Source organism: Mediterranea sp. An20 (assembly GCF_002160055.1).
In the GTDB taxonomy this organism is placed as follows: Bacteria; Bacteroidota; Bacteroidia; order Bacteroidales; family Bacteroidaceae; genus Bacteroides; species Bacteroides avicola.
In genome coordinates, this window is record NZ_NFJV01000002.1 from 46,810 (window position 1) to 71,359 (window position 24,550).

15 protein-coding genes are annotated in these 24,550 nt (G+C 53.1%); 4 read left to right on the forward strand and 11 right to left on the reverse strand.

Features of this window, described 5'->3' with window-relative positions; all coding sequences use genetic code 11:
- Positions 1–212: 212 nt before the first annotated feature.
- The 9 genes from B5F34_RS01580 to lysS form a co-directional block, all read right to left on the reverse strand.
- Complete coding sequence (locus B5F34_RS01580) at positions 213–653, reverse strand: PepSY-like domain-containing protein (RefSeq protein WP_087334372.1); 441 nt, start codon at positions 651–653, stop codon at positions 213–215.
- A 156-nt stretch (positions 654–809) separates the two neighbouring features.
- Complete coding sequence (locus B5F34_RS01585; protein WP_087334374.1) at positions 810–3,290, reverse strand: right-handed parallel beta-helix repeat-containing protein; 2,481 nt, start codon at positions 3,288–3,290, stop codon at positions 810–812.
- A 90-nt stretch (positions 3,291–3,380) separates the two neighbouring features.
- The gene (locus tag B5F34_RS01590) at positions 3,381–4,541 is read right to left on the reverse strand and encodes a MalY/PatB family protein (RefSeq protein ID WP_087334376.1); all 1,161 of its coding nucleotides are present in this window, start codon (positions 4,539–4,541) and stop codon (positions 3,381–3,383) included.
- A 22-nt stretch (positions 4,542–4,563) separates the two neighbouring features.
- Positions 4,564–5,979, reverse strand: coding sequence for an MATE family efflux transporter (locus B5F34_RS01595; protein ID WP_087334377.1), 1,416 nt, complete (start codon positions 5,977–5,979; stop codon positions 4,564–4,566).
- Positions 5,980–6,096: 117 nt separating this feature from the next.
- Positions 6,097–6,837, reverse strand: coding sequence for an HAD-IA family hydrolase (locus B5F34_RS01600; RefSeq protein WP_087334378.1), 741 nt, complete (start codon positions 6,835–6,837; stop codon positions 6,097–6,099).
- A gap of 345 nt (positions 6,838–7,182) precedes the next feature.
- A complete protein-coding gene (locus B5F34_RS01605; protein WP_087334380.1) occupies positions 7,183–8,304 on the reverse strand; it encodes a 6-bladed beta-propeller in 1,122 nt (373 codons plus the stop codon).
- A 92-nt stretch (positions 8,305–8,396) separates the two neighbouring features.
- Positions 8,397–9,734 carry a glucose-6-phosphate isomerase gene (locus tag B5F34_RS01610; protein WP_087334382.1) on the reverse strand — a complete coding sequence of 446 codons (1,338 nt, stop codon included), beginning with the start codon at positions 9,732–9,734 and terminating at the stop codon, positions 8,397–8,399.
- Between the two features lie 152 nt (positions 9,735–9,886).
- Positions 9,887–10,882: an NAD(P)H-dependent glycerol-3-phosphate dehydrogenase gene (locus tag B5F34_RS01615; RefSeq protein ID WP_087334384.1), complete on the reverse strand. Its 996-nt coding sequence runs from the start codon at positions 10,880–10,882 to the stop codon at positions 9,887–9,889.
- Positions 10,879–12,609: a lysine--tRNA ligase gene (gene lysS, locus B5F34_RS01620; protein WP_087334670.1), complete on the reverse strand. Its 1,731-nt coding sequence runs from the start codon at positions 12,607–12,609 to the stop codon at positions 10,879–10,881. The genes B5F34_RS01615 and lysS overlap by 4 nt, the downstream gene beginning before the upstream one ends.
- Positions 12,610–13,224: 615 nt before the next feature.
- Here lysS and B5F34_RS01625 point away from each other — a divergent pair.
- From B5F34_RS01625 to B5F34_RS01640, 4 genes are all read left to right on the forward strand, one after another.
- On the forward strand, positions 13,225–15,726 hold the full coding sequence (locus B5F34_RS01625; RefSeq protein WP_087334672.1) for a DNA translocase FtsK: 2,502 nt from the start codon (positions 13,225–13,227) through the stop codon (positions 15,724–15,726).
- Between the two features lie 11 nt (positions 15,727–15,737).
- Positions 15,738–16,370 (forward strand): LolA-like putative outer membrane lipoprotein chaperone, encoded by a 633-nt coding sequence (locus B5F34_RS01630; RefSeq protein WP_239448745.1) that lies wholly within the window; start codon positions 15,738–15,740, stop codon positions 16,368–16,370.
- Between the two features lie 79 nt (positions 16,371–16,449).
- Positions 16,450–17,391: a thioredoxin-disulfide reductase gene (gene trxB, locus B5F34_RS01635; protein WP_087334387.1), complete on the forward strand. Its 942-nt coding sequence runs from the start codon at positions 16,450–16,452 to the stop codon at positions 17,389–17,391.
- 242 nt (positions 17,392–17,633) lie between these two features.
- Positions 17,634–20,969: a glycoside hydrolase family 2 TIM barrel-domain containing protein gene (locus B5F34_RS01640; RefSeq protein ID WP_087334389.1), complete on the forward strand. Its 3,336-nt coding sequence runs from the start codon at positions 17,634–17,636 to the stop codon at positions 20,967–20,969.
- Between the two features lie 167 nt (positions 20,970–21,136).
- On the opposite strand, the gene B5F34_RS01645 is transcribed toward B5F34_RS01640, so the two are convergent.
- Together B5F34_RS01645 and B5F34_RS01650 are read right to left on the reverse strand one after the other, a co-directional pair.
- Entirely contained in the window at positions 21,137–21,838 is a 702-nt protein-coding gene (locus tag B5F34_RS01645; RefSeq protein WP_087334391.1) for a Crp/Fnr family transcriptional regulator, read from the reverse strand.
- A gap of 287 nt (positions 21,839–22,125) precedes the next feature.
- Complete coding sequence (locus B5F34_RS01650) at positions 22,126–24,315, reverse strand: glutamine synthetase III (protein ID WP_087334393.1); 2,190 nt, start codon at positions 24,313–24,315, stop codon at positions 22,126–22,128.
- Positions 24,316–24,550: the final 235 nt, after the last annotated feature.

Genomic DNA, 24,550 nt, shown 5'->3' on the forward strand with positions numbered 1-24,550 from the left:
AGTATTTATAGGACGAAAAAGCCTTATTCGTCGTATTAAAAAGGCTTTTTGGTCGTATTAAAAAGGCTTTTTCGTCATACTAATAAGCCTTATTCGTAATCACGAGCCACTATAAATAGTGAGGCTTCATTCTACGAAGGTAGTAGGAAGATAAAAAGAGAGACTGTACCAGAAAGTCCTGATACAGTCTCTCAGCTTAGAGCAAATCTCTCTTAGTCGTCAATGTCAATCACCTGCATCTGCTTGTTGAAGGTGATTTCCCAACGGTTGGACAGCTTGATTTCATATCCCCCGCGGTCGTCGCGCTCGATTTGCAGAATTTGTGCATCGGGATAAGTGGTCTTCACGTATTCGGCAATCTGTGCGGGGACAATTGCTGCGGGTACTCCGGTCTGGCGGCAGCGCACTTCTGTCCATTCGCCCGACTTGTCGAACTCTACCTTATCGCCCGTGTTGAACACCACGTCGTAGCTCTTGCTGAACAGTTCCGTGTCCTGCGTTGCCAGTGCCACCTTGACGTCTTTGAAGTAGGTGTTGAGGAACGTCTGTGCCTTGGCGGGGAGCTGGTTTACCTGAACGGGTTTGTCATTGTCTGCCATAACCATTGTACTCATTGCAAACATCGCTACTACTGCTAAAACTAATTTCTTCATAATGCTTGGGTTTTAAAAGTGAATAATTGAATCGTTGTTTCCTTTTCGTACTGCAAAGGTAGAGGGCGAATTTGGAAAGAAACTGGAAGATTCAATTATTTCCCGATTTTTTTTTCTTATTGCCGATGTGTGCTCTTGGGGGCAGGCATCCGTTTTTTATTCAGCCTCCTTTTCAACCGGTTTATGGGCCGGTATGCGGATGACCTTCTCCTTCTGTTCGCGGATAACTGTCAGTTTCATCTCCTGTTGCTGTCCGGCAGATTGCTTCAGATACTTGTGCAGGTCGGCAAATCCTGTGATGCGTACTCCGTTGATGCTTTGCAACAGGTCTCCGCTTTTCAGTCCCGAAGAAGCGGCAGTTGATTCTTCCTCCATTTCGCCGAAAGCGATTCCTGCTTGGTCAAACCCCACGCCAAAAGCCGACAAGCCATAGCCTTTGACTTCGGTGATGGTAGCTCCCATCCATTTTTGCGGAGCGGTGTCCGGGGTGGTCTGCTTTATGCGTGGTATCGGCAAGATAGGTTTCCGGGCCATCTGCTTGAGCCAGGCACTGCGTACGCCGAACTCATTCATGGAGAAATTCTGAAACCCGATAGCCTTGGCTGGTGAATCCTGGCTGACCCGATAGTCTCCTTGGGCAGTATTTAGGAAAAGAGGGTCGCCGTAACGCGAATGCGGGTCTGCTCCGTTTGCATGAAACTGCTCCATGTCCTGCTTTCCACCTACAAAGAAGTTGCGGTCTAATTCTTTGCCCCACTTGTCGTTGGCCTTTAGGTCGCTTTGCATGGCGGCAGGCTGATAGGCTGTAAAGACGATGTTGTGCATGAATACGTCGCCGTTGTCATGCGGCCAGACATGCGGGTGCAGGCTATTGTTCACAATAATGTTGTTGGTTACGATGCGGTCATAGCCTTCGCGCATTTTCAGTCCACCGTTCAGGAGCAGGTTGTTGTAGATTCGGTAGTGGCTGGAGCCGTCATCCAAATCAATATCCCAACCGTGGTCGCAGCGCCAGCGGTTGTGTCGGATGATGTTGGGTTCGGTCATATCCCACCACGTCATTTCCGGATTCCGGTCCACCAATCGGGCAAAGGTACGCACGTCCGGTGTCCAGTAGCGGTCTCTTCCCCAGGAGTTGAAGCTACCGTGGTCTCCGGTTTCAAGCACCGTGTTGAAGATGTCGCAATATTCAATAAGGTGTCCTCCGAAAGTACCTTCGCTGATGTTGATGCCTGCACGCGGCACATCGTAGATAGAGCAATGGCGGACGGTTATTCTTTTCGACATAGAGATTTGTATGGGAGCGGTCTGTTTCTCATCCCGTCCTGTTCGGGTAATCAGGCAGTCTTCTACGAGGCATTCCATGGGGTAATTCTGTCCTTTGGGGCCGGGCAGTGTGTCCATGTGGGCATAGTCTTGGTTCCCGTAGCGGAACAGAGGGCTTCGTACCATCTGCGGGTCTCCTACGAAAGCGATGCCGTTGGCACCACTGTCATGAATGTAGCACTCCCGGATGGTGATTCGACGGTTGTAGTTGTTGATGAAAATGGTATTGCCGCCTACCTGGTCGAACTCACAACGGGTCACCTGGCAGTCTTCTGCTCCGTTGTAGACGATAGCTCCTCCGCGGTAAACGGTCCAATCCGAGCGTAACAGCGGTTCCTTGTTTTCCATGAAAGTACGGCTGCTGTGCCTGAACACCAGTCCGTCCAGGTTGACACCCGTTACCGGTGCCTCTTGCGTGCCGTTGAATTCTATCAGATGTTTGAGTCTGACTATTTCCGTGGTGGCTGCTTTCATGTCAGTTCCCGGTCCGGGTATGAAGCATAGTTCTTTTTCTTCCGGGTTGTAGAACCATTCTCCGGGTGCGTCCAGTTCTTCTTGGATATTCTCTACCATGCGATATACCGGATGCATGGGTGAGGGGCGGTTGTTTTGCCAACCTCCTTCCAACAGCAGAGAGTTTTTACCGGCTTTTCCTGTGATGAGCCAGTGCATATCGCCCCAGAGAGCGGTGTGCATGGCATGTACAATGCCTCCTTCCGGATGCTTCCAGCGGGTTATCCGCTGCGGGGTTAAAGGGGCTTGGGCGGCATCATATACGGCATTGTGTTCTAACGTCCAGGTGTCGAACACATTCTTTCCTTCTCCCAGTGCTGCGTTGGGGAAGCGTGCCATACGTTGCCTTTGTCCATTGATGTAAAGTTGGTCTATCTCAAAAGTGTCCGGCAATGTGGCTGCCCAAATGCCTTTGCCGCGTTGGCGCCATGACAGGCTCAGTTTCAGCCCGCCGCTGAGGATTGCTTTACCGGGATGTTGGGCGCGGTAGGTTACCGTGGCAGGATATGTCTTGCTGTCTTGTGCTGTAAAGCAGAAGGTTTCCGGCAGGTAATAGGTGCCGTCACCGATAATGACTTCTACGTTCGTATCGGGACGGTAAGTACGGGCGAGTTCCTGCGCTTTCTTGAGGGTGGCTACGGGTTGTTCCTGAGTGCCCGGCCACTGGTCTTTTCCTTGCAGGGATACATAGATGGTTTGTGCCCAAGTCCCGCTGATAAATGCCAATAGTCCTATGCAGGCAGCGGCTATTCTTTGGGTCCGGTTGACTTGGCAGTGCTGTTCTGTTTGTTTTCGCATGTGTATTCAGGTTAAGTGATTGATAAGAAGAAGGTCAGTCGGGAAGGCACAGAGAGAATCCTTGTGCTGTGCCTATCCGACTTTGTTGTTCTATTTCTGCAAGAACTCCGCAAACCGCTCCAGTCCTTCCAGCATCCGGCTGCGCGGGCAGGCAATGTTCCATCGCATGTAACCTTCGCCTTCGGAGCCATACATGGTACCGGCATTGAGCCAGAGTTGTGCTTTCTCCAGGAGAACGTGTTCCATCTTTTCCGAAGACAGGTGCAGGGCTGTGCAGTCCATCCACTCCAGGTAGGTCCCTTCCAGTCGGGTGAGGGGGAATTGGGGCAGGTGTTCGGCACAGAAGGCGTGGAAGGCACGGTCGTTTTCCTCCAGGTAGGCGATTAGTTGGAGCAGCCATTCTTCGCCTTCAGCGGAATAAGCAGCCTCGGTCGCGATGACACCGAAGGGATTGACATCGCACACCTCGTTGATATTGATGGCCCGTTCGATGCGTGCGCGGATGTCGGCATCGGATGAGATGATGCTGGCTATCTGCAGACCTGCGATGTTGAAAGCCTTGCTGGGCGATACGCAGGTGATGGAGTTGTTCAGGCATTCGGTGGACACAGAGGCAAAGGGCGTATAGGTATGGCCGGAGAAGACCAGTTCGCAGTGTATCTCGTCGGCTACCACTCTTACTCCGTGACGCAGGCAGATGTCGTTCAGGCGTGTCAGTTCCTCGCGTGTCCAGACACGTCCGGCAGGGTTGTGCGGGTTGCAAAGCAGGAGCAGTTTGGCACGCGGGTCGGCAGCTTTGCGCTCCAGGTCGTCGAAGTCCATGCGATATGTGTCGTTCTCGCGTCGCAGCGGATTGGCCAGCAGTTCGCATCCGTTGTTGCGGATGGAGGAAAAGAAGCAGTTGTAGACCGGTGTCTGGGCTATGACCTTGTCACCCGGCACAGTCAGAGCTTTGATGATGGCCGAGAGGGCAGGCACTACGCCAGAGGTGTACATTATCCATTCCGGCTGTAGGTTCCATCCGTGTCGGCGGGCAAACCAGGCGGCTACGGCTTCGTAATATGTCGGTGGCACCTGTGTGTAGCCAAAGATGCCGTGCTCCACCCGTCGGCGCAGGGCTTCGATAAGGACAGGTGCGGTGCGGAAGTCCATGTCGGCCACCCACATTGGCAGCACATCGGCATGTCCGGCCGAATCCCACTTGAGGGAGTTCGTGCCCCGCCGTGTGATAAGTTCATCGAAGTTATACATTCTTGTAGTAGTTAATGGTTAATTATTTTATTTTCATCCAGTTCCCTTTCTCTAATCTTAACAGGAAGATGAGGCCGCGGAAGCAAAGCTCGATGCACATAGCCAGCCATACGCCGTTCAGTCCCATCGAAGGAGCCAGGGCGGCAGCCAGCGTCAGTCGTACAGCCCAGATGCTGAAGAAGTTCATCAGACAAGGCACCAATGTGTTACCTGCGCCCACAAACACGCCGTAGGCCACGATGGCGGCGGCGAACATCGGCTCGGCAAAGGCTTCGATGCGCAAGGCCTCCACTCCTAAGCGCTGCACCTCGGCATCGGGTGTCATGCTGCCCATGATGAGCGGTGCCCCCACGTAGAGTATGACGCCCATCACGCCCATCACAGCCATGCCCATGCCCACGGTGATGCGTGCAAAACGGCGTGTCAGGTCTTTGCGCCCGGCACCGAGGCTTTGGCCTACCAGGGTGGTGGCGGCATCGGCAATGCCATAGCCGGGCATGTAACACAGGCTCTCGGCAGTGATGCCGAATGAGTTGGCAGCGATGGCAAATACTCCCAGCGGTGCCACAATGACGGTGGTCATGATTTGTGCGCCGCAGATGACGATGTGTTCCACGCCCATAGGCAGACTGATGTGCAGGGCCTTGCGGGCAATGTCCCACGTGGGACGGAAGCTGCCCCGTTCGCCAGTCAGTTTCAGGTCGGTAGAGCGGGTGACGAGGTACCACAGCATCAGGGCAGCTACCACGGCTTCGGCAGCAGCGGTTCCCAGTGCAGCGCCGGTGACGCCCAATCCTGCGCCGGGCATCTGCAACGGGAAACCCAAAATCTCCATCTGGCGTGTAGGAAAGATAAGGAAGAAGTTGAATATGACATCCAGCAGACACATCAGCACGTTGAGCAGCCCTGGCACCTTCATGTTGCCGCTACAGCGGAGCATGCTGCCTGCCAGGAAGTTGAGTTGGAGCAGGGGAAGGGAGAGGGCGAATATCAGGAAATAGGCAGACGAGTGGGAGTTGATTTCTTCCGTGCCCCCTAACCAGACGGGCAGGCTCCCGCTGATGGCGGCTCCTGCCAGGGCCAGCAGGGAACTGAACAGGACGACGGCTACGAGCGCCTGGCGCAGCACCGAGCGTGCTTCGGCCAACCGTCCGCCACCTACGTGGTGGGCCACCTGCACCGAGAAACCGGTGGCCGCCGCCGAGCACATGCCCCAGAACAGCCACGTGGTGGTGCTGACCAACCCGATGCTGGCAGCTGCGTCTGCACCAAGGCGGCCTACCATGGCTGCGTCGATGTATTGCATGGCGATGGCAGACACCTGTGCCACGATGCTCGGTATACTGAGTTGCACGGTGAGCCACATCTGTTGGCGCAGCGTCATCTGCTGGCCGTTGCGGATGAGCAAGAGAAGTCTGTTTTCTTTTCCTTTTCCCATAATGAGTGCAAAGGTATGCCTTTTCTATGGTACATCAAATACCCGAATTACAGAAGGTGAGGAAGTCTGACGGGAAGGACAGATTATCGGTACCCTGCAACTCCCTGGTCCGCTTCACTAAACCCCGGCGGTATCTGTTTCCCGCACAATATCCTCCCACGCGTCGCATAAAGCCTGCATGGACGGGAACAGCAGGTCGGCTCCGGCGTTGAGCAGCGTTTGTCCGTCCAGCGGACCCGTGTTGGCAGCTATGGTGAAGATACCTGCCGCGTGTCCGGCCTGTACGCCGATGGGTGCGTTTTCCACTACGAAAGCTTCATTGGCGCGGACGCCTGCCTTCTGCAAGCCCATCAGGTAGGGTTCAGGGTCGGGTTTGCCGTGTTTCACGTCGAATGCAGTCACCGTATGTCCGGGTGCGAAGATGCCGGGATATTGGCGGTCGAGGCGGTCGAGCAGCGTGTGCTGGCCCGAGCCGGTCACCAATACGGGGATAAGTCCGGCGGCTTTCACCTTGTCCAGCAATTCTCCGGCTCCGGGCATGGCGCTGGGCTCGGGGTAGCGGTTGAATACGTCACACTTCTCCCTGTAAATCTCCTGAATCAATTCCTCGGGGGCGTCTTTGCCGTATTGTCGCTGGTATACCAGGTTGACGGTGGCCTTGCCCGTGCGTCCTTCGTGCAGGAAGGCTTCTTCGCGGGTTAAGTCCAGGCCGTGTCGTTTCATCACTTGCGCCCAGGCATCGGCATGATAAGGCATGGAGTCGAACAGTATACCATCCATGTCGAAGAGGACGGCCTTGAGGCGGATGCACTGGTGACCGGAACGGATGAGGTAACGGTTGATAGCTTCTTTATACATAAACTCGTATCGTTTTGGGCGCAAAATTATGAAAAAAATGCGAAACGGACCCCTTCTTGCCGAAGTGTCCGTTTCCGATAAGGGCAGATTCGCTCTTGTGGCATAGGCAGTTCGCCTTGGGGGCTGCTTTTGTGTTTTTCCCTCTTTGCTTCATCCGTATAAGAAGCGTGCTTCGGAGCCCTTTGCTCCCGGCTTCTTATATATAGGCAATTTCCTGCTTAGATATAACGCAAGAGACCGCCTGCTTCGGCTTTCAGAATTGCCGTGGCTGTAAACGAGGGTAAATGGACCGACAAAGCGGGTAATCCGTTGCATTCCGGATACCGGGTCCTGCCTGAGCAACTGTTATTCCGGCAAATCATACACAACGAACGGGTCGTCGTAGTAATAAGCCGTCAGTATCAGGCGCGAGGCGTCGCGCGATACGATGGCGTTGATGCTGAAGTCTTTTATTTTGAAGCGGCGTATAGGATTCCCGTTCCAGTCGTATTGCTCCACCCACATGAAGTATTTCTTATCCTTGCCTACATCGTAGGGCACCTGTCCGGAGTAGGTCAGGAACACATAGTCGCGGGTAGGCAACACCTGCATGTAATGGGTCATGTTGGCATCCAGTCCGTCCACTTTGTGCATCGTGCCTTCGTCGAACCCCGACTTCTGGAAGTTGAGGATGCGCACCTGCCGGGCTTCCAGGTCCATGAATTTGACTATCTTGGCGTATTTGTAGGCAAAGACCATGCGGTTGCGTTCGGCGTTGGTACCCAGTGCTCCGATGAAAGGCATGTTGCCCAAACTTTTCATCTGCAAGCTATGTATCTTGTGGCCCGGTGTGGAGTCGGACAAAGAGGCGCGGTAGAGCGTGCTTTTCAACTGATAGGTCACAGTGTCCCGACCTGAGGGGCAGGTGGTTTCCCTGTCCAGATAGGTAGATACGCCGCCGTCGTCGAACAGCCGTTTCAAGAAGTGCATGTTCAAGTCCTTATCCACGCCGTAGACTTTGCCGAGGTATTGGTCGGTCAGGTAACATACATACTGCGGGTCATCCGAAGGGAAGACTACCGGAGAGTTAAATTCGTCCGGTCCGTTGCCCATTCGTCCGATGGTCTTCACATATTTGAACCCGGGCTGGGTGAATACATAGAACGGGGCATTCCAGCTGCTTAGTATCAACAGATTGTCGTTCAGTACCATGCGTGGTCCGGTGGGCTTGAAGATGAAGGTATCCGGCTCCACGATGTTCGTGCCCGTCAGTTCAATGTCTTTTCCGAACACCTTTTCATCGTCCAAAGTAAATTCGCCGGTCTCCAGCGGAGGCAGAGGAGCAGGAGAATCTGCAACCGTTTGGGCAAGGGCAGTAGTGTCGGACGGGGTGGAGGCTGCCTCCGGGTTGGTTGGCGCATTCTTTTTCCCGCTACACGCCATTAGCAGCCATGCAAGAAGAAGCAGGGAGAAAAATATTTTGTGCATACGGTATGTTTTTAAGGAGAGTAAAGAAGCATCAGGGCAGATATTCCATCCGTCCTGATGCCTTGATTGTTGTAAAGCGTAAGAATTGTTTCTTAGAGTCTTGCTTGGATAGCTTTCGAGGCCTCTTCATAGCCCGGCTTGTTCAGCAGAGCGAACATGTTCTTCTTGTAGGCTTCCACGCCCGGCTGGTTGAAGGGATTCACACCCAGGATGTAGCCGCTGATGCCGCAAGCCTTCTCGAAGAAGTAAAGCAGACCGCCGATGCTTTCCTCGTTGAGGGCAGGGATGGTGAGGCGCAGGTTGGGCACGCCACCGTCCACGTGGGCCAGTTGGGTACCAAGCTCAGCCATCTTGTTCACTTCGTCCACGCGCTTGCCAGCGAGGTAGTTCAGGCCGTCCAGATTCTCCTCGTCGGAGGGCACAAGCAGGTTGTGGTTGGCGTGTTCCACCGAGATGACCGTCTCGAAGATGGTGCGTTCGCCTTCCTGAATCCACTGTCCCATAGAGTGCAGGTCGGTAGAGAAGTCGACGGCTGCGGGGAAGATACCCTTGTTGTCTTTACCTTCCGACTCACCGTAGAGCTGTTTCCACCATTCGTTGACGTAGTGCAGTTTCGGGTTGAAGTTGACGAGGATTTCAATCTTTTTGCCGTTCTTGTAGAGTTCGTTGCGTGTGGCCGCATAGAGAGCAGCGGGGTTTTCAGCAAAGGGAACGTCCTTGCCACAAGCTTTCTCCATGGCTACGGCACCTGCCACCAGCTTCTCAATATCATATCCGGCTACGGCGATAGGCAGCAGACCTACGGGAGTCAGCACCGAGAAACGTCCGCCCACGTTGTCGGGGATGATGAACGACTTATAACCTTCTTTGTCGGCAGTCAGACGGGCAGCCCCCTTCTTGGCATCGGTGATGGCAACGATTACCTTTTGAGCCATTTCCTTACCGCGCTGGTCTTCGCATTGTTTGCGCAACAGGCGGAATGCCAAAGCCGTTTCTGTAGTTGTGCCCGACTTGGAAATATTGATGACACCGAATTTCTTTCCTTTCAGATATTCGGTCAATTCATACAGGTAGTCTTCACCGATGTTGTGTCCGGCGTAGAGGATGACGGGGCTGTCCTTCTTTTCCTGCAACCAGGCAAAGCTGTTGGACAACGCTTCGATGACAGCGCGGGCCCCCAGGTAGCTTCCGCCGATACCTGCCACGACTACCACGTCGCAGTTCTCGCGCAGCACTTGTGCCGTGGCTTTCAGGTCATTCAGGTGTTCCTGCGTGATGGAAGAGGGGAGATGGAGCCAGCCCAGGAAGTCGTTGCCTTCGCCGGTGCCGTTTTCCAGCATTTCTTGTGCTTCTTGCACTTTCTTTTCATACGCATTCACATTTTCCTTGGAGATGAATCCAAAGGTTTTCTCAACGTTTAAAGTAATCATAGTTCTGATGTTTTTAAAGAGACCTCTTTCCTTCTTCCCGTGCGGGGAAAAGTCGGAGACCGCTTGGTTATACCTTATTATATATTCCTCTTTCTTTCCATCATCCCATAGTTCCTTCCCCTTCGGTGAGAATACCCGGAAGAAAGAACATTTCACCGGAATGAATCTGTCAGCAACTTAATCTCTATGGTGGGCGCAATGCGTTCGTAGAGGATGTTGTAGACAGCATCAAGTATCGGCATGTTCACGTGGTAGTGCCTGTTTATTTCTTTGATGCATTTAGTTCCGTAATAACCTTCTGCAATCATTTCCATTTCAATCTGTGCGCTCTTCACAGAATAGCCTTTTCCTATCATGGTACCGAAAGCGCGGTTGCGACTGAAGTTGGAGTAGCCCGTCACCAACAGGTCGCCCAGGTAGGCCGAGTCGTAGACATTACGGTCGAGCGGGTGGATGGTGGTCAGGAATCGGCTCATTTCCTGCACGGCATTCGACATGAGCACGGCCTGAAAGTTATCTCCATACTTCAGTCCGTTGCAGATGCCAGCAGCAATGGCATAGACATTTTTCAGTACCGAACCGTATTCTATGCCTGCCACATCATTGCTTACCGAGGTCTTGATGTACGAGCTGGCGAAGCGTTCGGCCACAATTTGTGCCTTGGCGGTGTCCGGGCAGGCGATGGTGAGATAAGACAGACGCTCCAATGCTACCTCTTCCGCGTGGCAAGGCCCTGCTATGACAGCGATGTTTTCTGGCGGCACGTTATATTCTTTCGTGAAATATTCGGATACAATCAGGTTATCGTCCGGCACGATGCCTTTGATAGCCGTGATGATAAACTTGTCTTTTATCTTGGTCTTCAGCTTCTTCAGATGCGACTTGAGATAAGGCGAAGGCGTGACGAATATCAGCGTATCTGCATCTTTCACGATGTCGTTGATGTTAGAGCTGAAGTTGATTCGTTTCAGGTCGAACTTGACGCTCGTCAGATAGGCGGGGTTATGGCCCAGACGTTTGAAGTCGGCAATGCGGTCGTCGCGCCGCATATACCAGTCAATCGTCTCGGCCTTAGTGAGGGCTATTTTGGCGATGGCTGTGGCCCAGCTTCCTCCACCCATGACGGCTATCTTTCCCGGCAGTTTCATTTTTCTATCTTTTCAATCCAGGCCTGCACGTCGGCTACGGTCGGATTGGTCAGTTCCAGCTTGTATTTCTTATTGAGGCCGCAAATGTCCATGTGGAGTTTCTGCGGGTTGACATCCTTCATGTCGCTCACCAGGTTGTATCCGGCTTTCTGGATGACGGGCACCCAGTCGGCGGGGATTCCCAGTTCGGTGTACTTGGCGGGCGCGTCTTTGGGCGTTACCTTCTCCGGGCGCATTTGCGGGAAGAAGAGAACTTCCTGGATGAAAGGCTTGCCCGTCATCAGCATGGTGAGTCGGTCGATACCGATGCCGATGCCCGATGTGGGCGGCATGCCGTATTGCAGAGCTTTGAGGAAGTCCTGGTCGATGAACATGGCCTCGTCGTCTCCCTTTTCGCTCAGCCGGAGTTGCTCCTTGAAACGTTCCTCCTGGTCCAGCGGGTCGTTCAGTTCGCTGTAGGCGTTGGCCAGTTCCTTGCCGTTCACCATCAGCTCGAAGCGTTCGGTCAGACCGGGTTTGCTGCGGTGCATTTTGGTGAGGGGCGACATTTCCACGGGATAGTCGGTAATGAAAGTAGGCTGTATGAAGGTGCCTTCGCAGAACTCGCCGAATATTTCGTCGATTAGCTTGCCTTTGCCCATGGTGTCATCAATCTCCATGTTCAGTTCCTTGCAGATGGCCCGGATTTCGTCTTCGGTTTTTCCTTCCAGGTCGTAGCCTGTCTTCTCCTTGATGGCCTCCAAGATGGGCAGACGGCGGAAAGGAGCCCTGAAGCTGATGGTCTTGCCGTCGATAACCGTTTCCGGGCAACCGTTTACGGCGGTGCAGATGCGTTCCAGCAGTTTTTCGGTGAAGCCCATCATCCAGTTGTAGTCTTTGTACTGTACGTACAGCTCCATGCAGGTGAACTCCGGGTTGTGGTTTTTGTCCATGCCCTCGTTGCGGAAGTTCTTGCCAATCTCGTAGACACCCTCAAAGCCTCCCACGATAAGCCGCTTCAGGTAAAGCTCGGTGGCAATGCGCAGGTAGAGGTCGATGTCCAGCGAGTTGTGGTGAGTGATGAAAGGCCGTGCACTGGCACCGCCGGGGATAGACTGCAGGATAGGCGTTTCTACCTCGGTGTAGCCTGCCTCGTCGAGTACGGCACGCATGGTGCTGATGATTTTGGCACGCTTCAGGAAAGTATCCTTGACGCCATCGTTCACGATGAGGTCTACGTAGCGTTGGCGGTAGCGCAGTTCGGGGTCTTCAAACGAGTCGTAGGCCACTCCGTCCTTGTACTTCACGATGGGCAGCGGGCGCAGGCTCTTGGCAAGTACGGTGAGCTTCTTGGCGTGCACGCTGATTTCGCCCGTCTGCGTGCGGAACACGAAGCCCTCGATGCCTACAAAGTCGCCCAGGTCGAGCAGACGTTTGAAGACAACATTGTACATATCTTTGTTTTCGTCGGGGCAGATGTCATCGCGGGTGATATACACCTGGATGCGTCCTTTCGAGTCTTGTAATTCGATGAACGAGGCTTTCCCCATGACGCGCCGGCTCATGATGCGTCCCGCAATGGACACCTCGCGCGGTTCGGCATCGTCTTTAAATTCCGATTTGATGCCGTTCGAGAAAGCATTGGTTACATACTCTGCGGCGGGATAAGGTTCAATGCCCATGGCCCGCAGTTCATTCAGGCTGTTGCGCCGGATGATTTCTTGTTCGCTCAGTTCTAATACGTTCAGATTCATTTCGCAATAATTCATCAATTTGGCTACAAAAGTACGAAACTTTTTTTATTTCCGCGAGTTTTTTGCTGATTTGTAGCAGAGGAGCCAAAGCCTTTTTTGCGGGGGGATGGTTGAGTCTGCCGTGGCGCGAACCCTGTCCGGTCCTGCCGCTAAAGCCGGTGCGCTTTGTCTGCCGCCTTGTAGGCTATAGGAAGCAAATTTCCGAGGTATAAGGACTGTGCTTGTGAGGTATAAGCACCGACGTTCTAAGGTGTGGCGCGCAACCTCTTGTCAATCAGGTGGATGTCCGTTAGCGCCAAGCGGGTGGAAGATGTGGCTAAGTTGGTTGGTGCAGGCTTGTAAAGGGAAGCGTCTCTGCCTCTGTCCAACCGGAAATTTGCCTTTCCTCCTTCCGTAAGTTATGTGGGGGCAAGTATATGGGGATAAACAGTAATCGGATGCCTTGTTATTTTGTTGTTTATCAGCAATGTAGATGGTGTATTTCCCCGCTTTTCCATCGGTTGGCGGGAACGTGCCGGAAAAACGATTCTCCGAGCATCTAAAATACATTTTGTCACTTGGCAGATTATTCTTATTTTTGCATCCGTCTTTATCAATTCAGATGATTCAATGAACAAGAAAGATACAAACCAAGACAAAACGCCGCGGCTTTCATTCTTCGGCAAGCTGGCGGCGATATATCGCAACGAGACAGCCCGCTTTATCGTCGGGTTGATGCTTATTCTCTTTTCCGGCTATCTGCTGCTGGCTTTCACGTCATTTTTCTTCACGGGAGCAGCCGACCAGAGCATCATAGACAATGCTACAGCCGAGGAGCTCGCCTCGGTGCACAACGGCGTGAGAAACTATGCCGGTTCGCGGGGCGCGCAATTGGCGAGCTATCTCATCAACGGCTGCTTTGGTGTGGCTGCCGTTTTCATTGTCGTCTTCCTCGTGGTGGCGGGGCTGAAGCTGATGAAGGTCCGTCCCGTGCGCCTGTGGCGCTGGTTCGTGGGCTGCACGGTGCTGCTGGTGTGGTTCTCGGTATTCTTCGGGTTTGCCTTCCGCCATTTGTATCAGGATTCGTTTATCTATCTGGGTGGCCTGCACGGTTATAACGTGGGCAATTGGCTTTCTTCGCAAGTGGGCGACGTGGGCGTGTGGATGATTCTGCTGCTTACCGCAGTTTGCATAGCTGCCTACTTCAGTAGCCGGGCTATCAGTTGGCTGCGCGGACTTTGCTCGCCCAGAGGTTGGAAACGGAAGGAGAATCCGGTGCCTGTCATGGGCGAAGTGCCGGAGGAGTTCAGCACCTCTTGGGGAGTCAAGAAGGATAAGAAACGTGAGAAAAAAGACGGAACGACCGATGAGCCGGTGGCGGTGGAAGGAGAAGAACCTGCTGCCGATGGAAAGGCCGAAGGGACGGCTGCAACGGAAATCTCTCTGGAGGTAGGCAATCCGGTCCCGTCATCTGCTTCGCTTGCCAAAGGGGACGATGTGGCGATGGATATTGAAGTGCCTAAACCGGAAGAAGAAGCAACGCTGACACATGCCCCGGCCACGGCCCCTTCTGCTCCGGCGTTTGATGTAGAAGCGAGAGAAGACGAATATGCCTCCGATTTGCAAGAACCCTACAATCCCCGTCTCGACTTGGAGAATTACCATTTCCCTACGCTCGACTTGCTGAAGCATTTCGACGACTCTGAGCCGGTGGTGAACATGGACGAGCAGAATGCCAATAAAGACGAGATTGTGAATACGTTGCGTAGCTTCGGCATCGAGATAAACAGTATCAAGGCTACTGTAGGCCCTACGGTGACGCTTTATGAAATCACCCTGGAACGGGGCGTGCGCATCTCGCGTATCAAGGGACTGGAAAACGACATCGCCCTGAGCCTTGCCGCTCTGGGCATCCGTATCATCGCGCCTATTCCTGGCAAGGGAACCATTGGCATTGAGGTGCCCAATAAGAAACCGCGCATCGTGTCCGGACAAAGCATTATCGGAAGCAAGAAATTCCAGGAGTCCACTTACGAACTCCCTATCGCTCTGGGTAAAACCATTACCAATGAAGTCTTCATGGTAGATTTGGCCAAGATGCCTCACATCCTTGTGGCGGGTGCTACGGGACAGGGTAAGTCCGTCGGCCTGAACGCCATTATTACTTCTTTGCTGTATAAGAAGCATCCGGCCGAACTGAAGTTCGTGTTGGTAGACCCCAAGAAGGTGGAGTTCAGCATTTATTCCGTCATCGAACACCACTTCCTGGCCAAGTTGCCCACCGAGGCAGAGCCCATCATTACCGATGTTACCAAGGTGGTGCAGACCCTCAACTCCATTTGCGTGGAGATGGATACGCGCTACGACCTGTTGAAGTTGGCCCATGTGCGCAATATCAAAGAGTATAACGAGAAGTTTATTAACCGTCGGCTCAATCCGGAGAAGGGGCATAAGTATATGCCTTATATCGTAGTGGTTATCGACGAGTTCGGCGACCTTATTATGACGGCAGGCAAGGACGTGGAACTGCCCATTGCCCGCATTGCCCAGTTGGCTCGCGCCGTGGGTATTCACATGATTATCGCTACGCAACGTCCTACGACGAACATCATTACGGGTACCATCAAGGCAAACTTCCCGGCACGCATTGCTTTCCGGGTGTCGTCTATGGTCGACTCACGTACCATCCTCGACCGACCGGGTGCCAACCAACTCATTGGCAGGGGTGATATGCTCTTCTTGCAAGGGGCCGACCCCGTGCGTGTGCAGTGTGCCTTTATTGATACGCCCGAGGTGGCTAATATCACGGAGTATATCGCCCGCCAGCAGGGCTATCCCACTGCCTTCTTCCTGCCCGAAGTGGAAGACGAAAACGGAGGTGGCGGTCTGGATGATGTCGACATGGACCGACTGGATCCGTTGTTTAAGGATGCGGCCCGACTGATTGTCTCCAGCCAGCAGGGGTCTACTTCGCTCATACAGCGCAAGTTTTCTATCGGCTATAACCGCGCCGGCCGTATCATGGACCAGTTGGAAAAAGCCAACATCGTGGGACCGGCACAGGGTAGCAAGCCACGCGAAGTCTATTTCTCGGACATCGTGATGCTGGAAGAACATCTGAAAAACTTCTGAAGCAGAAAGGTATGATGAGGCTTTATACATATATACTAAGTGTGGTCCTGATGGCTGTTGCGGGTGCTGTTTCTGCTCAGAGTGGAGAAAGTGGGGCGCGTGAGGTCTTGGACCGTACGGCCGATGCTTTCTGCCGGGCTGGTGGCATACAGGCTTCGTTTCATGTCCGTTCGCCTGAGGGTTATTCGGAGGGTACCATCAGCCTGAAAGGCGAGAAGTTTGTGCTTCGGACGGAAGGAATGACCACGTGGTTCGACGGTCGTACTCAGTGGACTTATTTGTCTTCGTCCGACGAGGTGAACATTGTTGAGCCAACACCCGAAGAGTTGCAGGGCATTAATCCTTACGCCTGGCTGTCGCTCTATGACCAAGGTTTTCTTCTGAAGCAAAACCGGAATGCCGATGCCGGAGTTTATGAAATAGAGATGGTCGCCACTTCGCCCGAAGCTCAGATAGAGCGGCTGGTGATAAGCATAGATAAAGATAGTATGCGTCCTGTGCGTGTCAGTCTGACGTTGGCGGGGAACACAGAAGCCACGGTCATAAACGTCTACGATTATCATACGGGACGCTCGTGGCCGGACAGCTTTTTTACATTCGACCGTAAGGCTTATCCGACGGCTGAAATCATAGACTTGCGGTGAGGGCCGCAGTACGGTAAGTCAACATGCCGGAGTCGTAAACCGGTGCAGATAGAGTTATTAACTTAAAGGAAAATATGCAATGGAAACAGAACAAGTAAAATGCCTGATTATCGGTTCCGGCCCTGCCGGTTATACAGCCGCCATTTATGCCGGACGTGCCAATCTCTCGCCCGTGCTTTATGCCGGTCTTCAGCCCGGCGGGCAACTGACTACAACTACCGATGTAGAGAACTTTCCCGGTTATCCCGCTGGTATCGGCGGTCCCGAACTGATGGAAGATTTGCGCAAGCAGGCAGAACGTTTCGGTGCCGACATCCGCTATGGGGTGGCAACGGCTGCCGATTTGAGTACGTCGCCCTATAAGATAACCATAGATGACGGGAAAATCATCGAGGCCCTTGCCGTTATCATCGCAACAGGTGCCACAGCCAAATACCTGGGTCTGGATGATGAGAAGAAATATGCCGGTATGGGCGTCAGTGCTTGTGCCACATGCGACGGTTTCTTTTACCGCAAGAAAGTGGTGGCCGTTGTAGGTGGAGGCGATACTGCCTGTGAGGAAGCATCCTATCTTTCCGGTCTTGCTTCCAAAGTTTATATGATTGTACGCAAACCTTTCCTGCGCGCATCGAAAGTAATGCAGCAGCGTGTGTTCAACAATCCCAAGATAGAAGTCCTGTTTGAACATAATGCCGTAGGACTTTACGGTGAAAATGGTGTGGAGGGAGTGCATCTGGTGAAGCGCAAAGGAGAAGCAGACGAGCAACGCTATGACCTGCCTATTGACGGATTCTTCCTGGCCATTGGTCACAAACCGAACTCAGACATCTTTAAGCCCTGGCTGGATACGGATGAGGTAGGCTATCTGCTGACCGAGCCGGGCACACCGCGCACCAGAGTACCGGGAGTCTTTGCTGCCGGTGATGTGGCCGACCCTCACTATCGTCAGGCTATTACGGCTGCGGCTTCGGGCTGCATGGCTGCCATTGAGGCAGAACGCTATCTCTTGTTGAACAGTTGAACTTTGAAATTACCTGATAATTAGCGATTGTGGAGAATTAGTGTTATACTCAGAAACACGGAGTCACAGAAAGAAGGCTTTGCTGTACGGGTGATGGGCAAGTGTTCTGTGAATTTCCCGCTTGTATAGGCTTTCGTGACGCTGCGTTTGATATAGAGTGATTCTTGATACTTGCTGAATTAAAACCGACATCCATTTTTTATTAAACAAATACACTTTAACTTTAAAAACAAAACTGCTTTATGAACAACAGAAAGCTAAGGCAAGTTCTGCTTGCCGCTTGTTTGGCCGGGATAGTAAGCCCTGCGCTTGCTTCCGTTACCGGAGACAAGAAACCGTATTGGCAAGACATTCAGACGGTGTCCGTCAATCGGGAAGAACCGCGTACCGACTTCATGACTTTCGGTGACCGTACCACTGCTTTGAACAGCAGCTATGAGGAAAGTCCTAACTATCATTCGCTGAACGGCACGTGGAAGTTCTATTTCGTGGACAGTTACAAACAACTGCCCGATAACATTACAGACCCGTCGGTAGATGTCTCTTCATGGCATGACATCAAAGTGCCGGGCAACTGGGAAGTGCAGGGTTTTGGCACAGCCATCTACACCAACCACGGTTATGAGTTTAAGCCGCGCAACCCTCAGCCGCCGACATTGCCTGAGGCTAATCCGGTGGGAGTTTACCGCCGCGATATGGATATTCCTGCCGAATGGCTCGAACGTGACATCTATCTGAACATTGCCGGTGCCAAGTCTGGTGTGTATGTTTACATCAATGGTAAGGAGGTGGGCTACAACGAAGACTCCAAGAACCCTGCCGAATTCCTGATTAATCCTTACGTGAAAGCCGGCAAGAATGTGCTGACACTGAAAATATTCCGTTGGAGCACAGGTTCTTATTTGGAATGTCAGGATATGTGGCGCATGAGCGGCATCGAACGCGATGTTTACCTTCATACACAGCCCAAGGTCGCCGTGCGTGATTTCCACCTCAAATCAACGTTGGATGACACTTACCGTAACGGCATCTTTGCCTTGGAAGCAGATTTGCGCAACCATAAGTCTGCAGTTGCCAATTTGACTTTCGGCTACGAAATTCTTGACAAGCAGGGTAACGTGGTGGTTTCAGACGAGAAGTCTGTCAGCGTGCCGAGCGGAGGGAACCTCAAGGTGCGTTTCGACAAGCAGGTGGACAACGTGCAGACATGGTCGTCTGAAGCTCCCAACCTTTACAAATTGCTGATGACTTTGAAGGAGGATGGACAGGTGACGGAAATCATTCCTTATAATGTCGGGTTCCGTCGTATTGAAATCAAGCCTGTGGAACAGGTGGCTGCCAATGGAAAGCCCTACGTGCTGATGTTTGTCAACGGGCAACCCATCAAACTGAAAGGCACGAACATCCACGAGCACAATCCTGCCACAGGGCATTATGTGACCGAGGAAATCATGCGTAAGGACTTTACGCTGATGAAGCGGCACAACATCAATGCCGTCCGTTTGTCTCACTATCCGCAGAGCCGCCGTTTTTACGAGTTGTGCGATGAGTACGGTTTGTATGTTTACGACGAGGCTAATATCGAGAGCCACGGCATGTATTATGACTTGCGCAAGGGTGGCTCATTGGGTAATAACCCCGAGTGGTTGAAGCCCCACATGTACCGCACCATCAATATGTTCGAGCGCAACAAGAACCGTACATGCGTCATCATCTGGTCGTTGGGCAACGAGGCCGGTAACGGTTATAACTTCTACCAGACCTACCTTTGGCTGAAGCAGGCCGATAAAGGCTGGATGGACCGTCCTGTCAATTACGAGCGTGCCCAGTGGGAATGGAACAGCGATATGTACGTGCCCCAATACCCCGGCGCTGAGTGGTTGGAAGCTATCGGTAAGGGCGGCAGTGACCGTCCGGTTGTGCCTTCGGAATATACGCATGCCATGGGCAACTCCAACGGAAACCTGTGGGATCAGTGGAAGGCCATCAACAAGTATCCCAACTTGCAGGGAGGCTTCATCTGGGAATGGGTGGAACACGGCATTGATGCAGTGGACGAGAATGGGCGTCATTATTTTGCCTATGGTGGCGACTTTGGTGTGAATGCTCCGAGCGACGGTAACTTTGTGTGCGACGGTGTTGTCAGCGCCGACCGCACCCCGCATCCCGCTATGGCTGAGGTGAAATATGCTTACCAGAACATGGGTGTGGAACCGGTCGACCTGGCTGCCGGAAAGTTCCTGGTGAAAAACCGTTTCTATTTTACAAACCTGAATAAGTATATGCTGACCTACGAGGTGAAGGCCAACGGACGCATCGTGCGCAGCGGCAAAGAGTCGCTTGACATTGCCCCCCAAGGTAGCAAGGAATTCATCGTGCCCGTCGACGGGTTAAAGCCGAAAGCTGGTACCGAATACTTCGTTAACTTCCGCCTGACTACCGTTCAGCCTGAACCCTGTGTGCCCGCTGGCTATGAGATTGCCCACGAACAGTTCCGCCTGCCTATCGAGCCGCTGCCCGTGTCAATTGCCACCAATGGCAGTGCCTTGTCCGTGCAGACCGAAGGCGATGAGTTGACTGCCTCTTCGTCACGGGTGCAGTTCGTGTTCAATAAAAAAACAGGTGTCGTGACTTCTTATCGTGTCAAGGGTAAAGAATACTTCCAGGACGGATTCGGTCTGCAGCCCAACTTCTGGCGTGGTCCCACGGACAATGACTATGGAAACGGTGCCCCGAAGCGCGAACAGGTATGGAAACAGTCCAGCAAGGACTTTAACGTGGTCAACGCATCCATCGCCATGGACGGTAAAGACGCTGTGATAAAGGCCGATTATCTGCTGAAGGCCGGCAATCTGTATCGCATGACCTACCGTGTCCATCCTTCCGGTGTTGTCAAGGTGAATGCTGTGTTCACCTCTACGGACATGGATCCGGCCAAGACTGAGGTGTCCGAGGCTACGCGCATGGCCACCTTCACACCGGGTAACGATGCAGCCCGCCAGGCAGCAAGCAAGCTGGTAGTGCCGCGCATCGGCGTACGCTTCCGTCTGCCTGCCCAGATGAACCGTGTAACTTACTTTGGGCGGGGTCCTGAGGAGAACTATGTGGACCGCAATGCCGGCACACTGGTGGATGTGTACCGTTCGACGGCCGAAGACCTTTACTTCGCTTATTCCCGCCCGCAGGAGAATGGCCACCACACCGACACACGTTGGGTGACGCTTGAACAAAAAGGAGGACGCGGACTGACTGTTCGCGCTGACAGCCTGGTGGGCTTCAACGCCTTGCGCAACTCGGTGGAGGATTTCGACTCTGAAGAGGCTAAGGACAAGGACTATCAGTGGACTAACTTCACTCCCGAAGAGGTGGCCAACCATGATGTGACCAAGGCTAAGGATGTCTTGCGCCGCATGACGCACATGAATGACATCTCGCCCCGCAACTTCGTGGAGGTATGTGTGGACATGATGCAGGAGGGTGTGGCTGGTTACAACAGCTGGGGTGCTCGTCCTGAACCGGGATACAACCTGCCTGCCAACCGGGAGTATCGCTGGGGCTTCACGCTCATTCCTGAATAAACTCTCATGGGTGTGCCGCGCGGCAGATAGCGCGGCATAACAATCATTCAGCCCACAGGCTCAGGCGGTAATATCAGTACTGCGTAAGTCTGTGGGCTTTTTCTGTGCCGCGGATAAACCGGCCTCTTTGGCAGAGGGTTTCCTTACCGCAGGCAACAAGTAGGTTCTTATCCTATCTTGCTTATCTTTTTCAGTTTCTCTTCTTCGATGATTTTAATTTTGCGCCCGTCGATGGCGATGAGCTTTTCGGTAGCAAACTGCGAGAGGGTGCGGATGGCGTTGGAGGTGGTCATGTTGGAAAGGTTGGCCAGGTCTTCGCGCGAGAGATAGATGCTAAGCGTCGAACCGTCTTCTTCCAGCCCGTAGCTTTCCTTGAGGAAGAGCAGCGATTCGGCCAGTCGCCCGCGGATGTGCTTTTGCGTCAGGTTGACGGTGCGTTCGTCGGCCACCGTGAGATCGTACGAAAGCTGGTGAATGAAGAACGTGGCCAAGTCGTGGTTCTGCACAATCAGGCTCTGGATGACACTCATGGGGATGAGGCAGATAATGGATGGCTCGAATGCGGCGGCGGCCGTCACGTAGTCTTTGCCGGCAAAGCAGGCTGCATAGCCGAAGTATCCCACGGGTTTTATCATGCGGATGATTTGGCTGCGTCCGCCCACGCCGTCTTTGTAGATTTTTACCTTGCCGCTGAGCAGGCACATCAGGTGGGTGGGAGTCTCATCCTCGCAGTGGATGACCTCGTTTTTCTTGTAGCACTGAAGAGTGAAATGTTCGGCCAGGAACGTGCGCTGTTCTTCGTTTAACAGGTTCCACATATCGGCTATCAGTGCCGGGACGTCTATGTCAGATAGGTTTGTCTTTGCCATAAATGCTACACAACTGTGTTATACAGCACAAAAGTAATAAGAAATAATGAGATTTTGCAAATAGGTGACAGAAAGATTACGAAAAAATAGGTCGTATGCTTCCTATATATGTGAAGTTTGCTTCCAAGGTTTAGGAAGTCTGCTTCTTATATATAAGAATTTTCGTTCTTGTATATGTCCGGTTTTCTGTCGGTTGCGGTCGGGATTGGCAAAGAGGGGGCGGGTTGTTTTCAGGCAGAGACACGGAATCGAAAGATGTTCCGTGTCTCTGTGAGGGCTGTGTGTCATTACTTCGTAAACAGCAGTTCTCTGTATTTGGGCAAAGGCCAGATTTCGTCGTCAATCTCCATCTCCAGGTGGTCGATGTGGTCGCGGATGCTGTCGAGGAAGGGTCGCACGGTTTCTTCGTAAGCAAAGGCGCGTTCTTTGTAGTGAGGCAGGTGGTTGGCCACTTTGCGCGCTTCGATCATGTCGTGCACCAGTTTCTTGATGGCTGTGACGCGGTGTGAGATTTCGCGGATGAGTTCCTTGCGGTCGGCACTTAGCACATCGTACTCTTCGGCACTGAATATTTCGCGCATACCGCGCAGATTCTCAATCAGCCGGTTTTGGTAGATGACAGCGGTGGGCACGATGTGGTTGATGGCGAGGTCGCCCAGCACGCGGCTTTCTATCTGCACCTTCATGGTGAACTTTTCCAATTCCACTTCCAGGCGGCTGTTCAGCTCGGTTTCGTTGAATATGTGTTCACCGATGAGCACGGCTTTCGACTGGTTGTCTGCGAAGTGCATCAGCGCTTCCGGCACGTGACGGATGTTGGTCAGTCCGCGGCGTGCGGCTTCTTCTTCCCATTGTTTGGAGTAACCGTCTCCTTCAAAGCGGATGGGTTCGGAGGCAATGATGGTTTCTTTCAGCACGCGGAAGATGGCTTCGTCTTTGCCTACGCCGCTTTCCATGAGCTGGTCTACCGAAGCTTTGAATTCGTTGAGCTGGTTGGCCATGGCAGCATTGATAGCAATCATGGCGGCAGCACAGTTGGATGACGAGCCGGCAGCGCGGAATTCAAAACGGTTGCCGGTGAAGGCGAAAGGCGAGGTGCGGTTGCGGTCGGTAGTGTCCAGCAGGATTTCGGGTATGCGTCCGATACCCAGCTTCAGAGTCGTTTTCTCTTCGGCAGTCATCTTCGTGTCGCTCACTTGCCGGGTGATTTCATCGAGTATGTTCGAAAGCTGCTTGCCCAGGAAGATGGACAGAATGGCGGGAGGTGCTTCGTTGGCGCCCAGGCGATGGCTGTTGCCGGCACTCATGATGGAGGCGCGGAGCAGGTCCTGGTTCTTATAGACCATCATCAGCACATTGACCAGGAAGGTGAGGAAGAGCATGTTGCCCTTGGGGTTCTTGCCTGGTCCGAAGAGGTTGACGCCCGTATCGGTGCAGAGCGACCAGTTGTTGTGTTTGCCGCTTCCGTTCACGCCCTGGTAGGGTTTCTCGTGCAGCAATACGACGAAGTTATGTTTGCGGGCGATGCGTTTCATCAAGTCCATCACCAGTTGGTTGTGGTCGTTGGCCAGGTTAGCGTTCTCGAAGATGGGAGCCAGTTCGAACTGGTTGGGAGCTACTTCGTTGTGGCGTGTCTTGACGGGGATTCCCAGCTTGTGGCATTCAATCTCCAGTTCTTTCATGAAGGCTGTGACACGCGGGGGGATGGACCCGAAGTAGTGGTCTTCCAGCTGCTGGTCTTTGGCAGAGGAGTGTCCCATCAGGGTGCGTCCGGTCAGGCAGAGGTCGGGGCGGGCGTTGTAGAGTGCCAGGTCTACCAGGAAGTATTCCTGCTCCCATCCCAAGTTGGCGAAGACGCGCGTCACGTTCTTGTCGAACAGTTGGCAGACATCAGTGGCAGCCCGGTCTACAGCGGCCAGTGCCTTGAGCAACGGAGTCTTGTAGTCCAGTGCTTCGCCTGTATAGGAGATGAAAATGGTGGGGATACACAATGTGTCGTCTACAACAAAGGCGGGTGAAGAAACATCCCAGGCTGTGTAGCCACGTGCTTCGAAGGTGTTACGGATGCCTCCGTTGGGGAAGCTGGATGCATCTGGCTCCTGCTGTATGAGCAGTTTGCCGGAGAAGCGTTCGATGACATCGCCGTCTTCGCCGAACTCGATGAAGCCGTCGTGTTTTTCGGCTGTTCCATCGGTCAGCGGCTGGAACCAGTGCGTGTAGTGGGTGACGCCGAGCGATTTGGCCCAGCTTTTCATACCGTTGGCAATGAGGTCGGCCACCTCTCGGCTGATGGGGGTGCCTTTGTCGATGGCATCGGTCACAGCCTTGTAGGCTTCTTTGGGCAGATACTCTTGCATCTTCTTGTGGTCGAAGACATGACTGCCATAGTAATCGGACAGTCGGTCGGAGGGAGGAGTTACTTCAAGAGGCTTGCGGTTGGCAAGTTCTTGTAGAGCAAAAAAACGCATTTTAGACATAATGGGTCTTGTTTTTGTTGGTTTTCGGGCGCAAAGTTATTGCTTTTTTGTGAAATACCCCCTAAGAAGAGGGGGTATTCTTGGATAAAATGCGCTTTTTGCTCTGTGTACCCTATTGGGCGATGTTCATGAAGAATGACATTCCTCTACTTTCGTACTGCTGGTTGGCTTGCCTTGCTCTCGGCCAACGCCTGTGCCGTCATGGCACGGAGAGACGTGGCATGACCGGGGCAGG

What these genes read in the sequence shown, in the direction of transcription:
- B5F34_RS01580 (WP_087334372.1), bottom strand. Translation starts at nt 653, where the DNA reads ATGAAGAAATTAGTTTTAGCAGTAGTAGCGATGTTTGCAATGAGTACA.
- B5F34_RS01585 (WP_087334374.1), bottom strand. Translation starts at nt 3,290, where the DNA reads ATGCGAAAACAAACAGAACAGCACTGCCAAGTCAACCGGACCCAAAGA.
- B5F34_RS01590 (WP_087334376.1), bottom strand. Translation starts at nt 4,541, where the DNA reads ATGTATAACTTCGATGAACTTATCACACGGCGGGGCACGAACTCCCTC.
- B5F34_RS01595 (WP_087334377.1), bottom strand. Translation starts at nt 5,979, where the DNA reads ATGGGAAAAGGAAAAGAAAACAGACTTCTCTTGCTCATCCGCAACGGC.
- B5F34_RS01600 (WP_087334378.1), bottom strand. Translation starts at nt 6,837, where the DNA reads ATGTATAAAGAAGCTATCAACCGTTACCTCATCCGTTCCGGTCACCAG.
- B5F34_RS01605 (WP_087334380.1), bottom strand. Translation starts at nt 8,304, where the DNA reads ATGCACAAAATATTTTTCTCCCTGCTTCTTCTTGCATGGCTGCTAATG.
- B5F34_RS01610 (WP_087334382.1), bottom strand. Translation starts at nt 9,734, where the DNA reads ATGATTACTTTAAACGTTGAGAAAACCTTTGGATTCATCTCCAAGGAA.
- B5F34_RS01615 (WP_087334384.1), bottom strand. Translation starts at nt 10,882, where the DNA reads ATGAAACTGCCGGGAAAGATAGCCGTCATGGGTGGAGGAAGCTGGGCC.
- B5F34_RS01625 (WP_087334672.1), top strand. Translation starts at nt 13,225, where the DNA reads ATGAACAAGAAAGATACAAACCAAGACAAAACGCCGCGGCTTTCATTC.
- B5F34_RS01630 (WP_239448745.1), top strand. Translation starts at nt 15,738, where the DNA reads ATGATGAGGCTTTATACATATATACTAAGTGTGGTCCTGATGGCTGTT.
- trxB (WP_087334387.1), top strand. Translation starts at nt 16,450, where the DNA reads ATGGAAACAGAACAAGTAAAATGCCTGATTATCGGTTCCGGCCCTGCC.
- B5F34_RS01640 (WP_087334389.1), top strand. Translation starts at nt 17,634, where the DNA reads ATGAACAACAGAAAGCTAAGGCAAGTTCTGCTTGCCGCTTGTTTGGCC.
- B5F34_RS01645 (WP_087334391.1), bottom strand. Translation starts at nt 21,838, where the DNA reads ATGGCAAAGACAAACCTATCTGACATAGACGTCCCGGCACTGATAGCC.
- B5F34_RS01650 (WP_087334393.1), bottom strand. Translation starts at nt 24,315, where the DNA reads ATGTCTAAAATGCGTTTTTTTGCTCTACAAGAACTTGCCAACCGCAAG.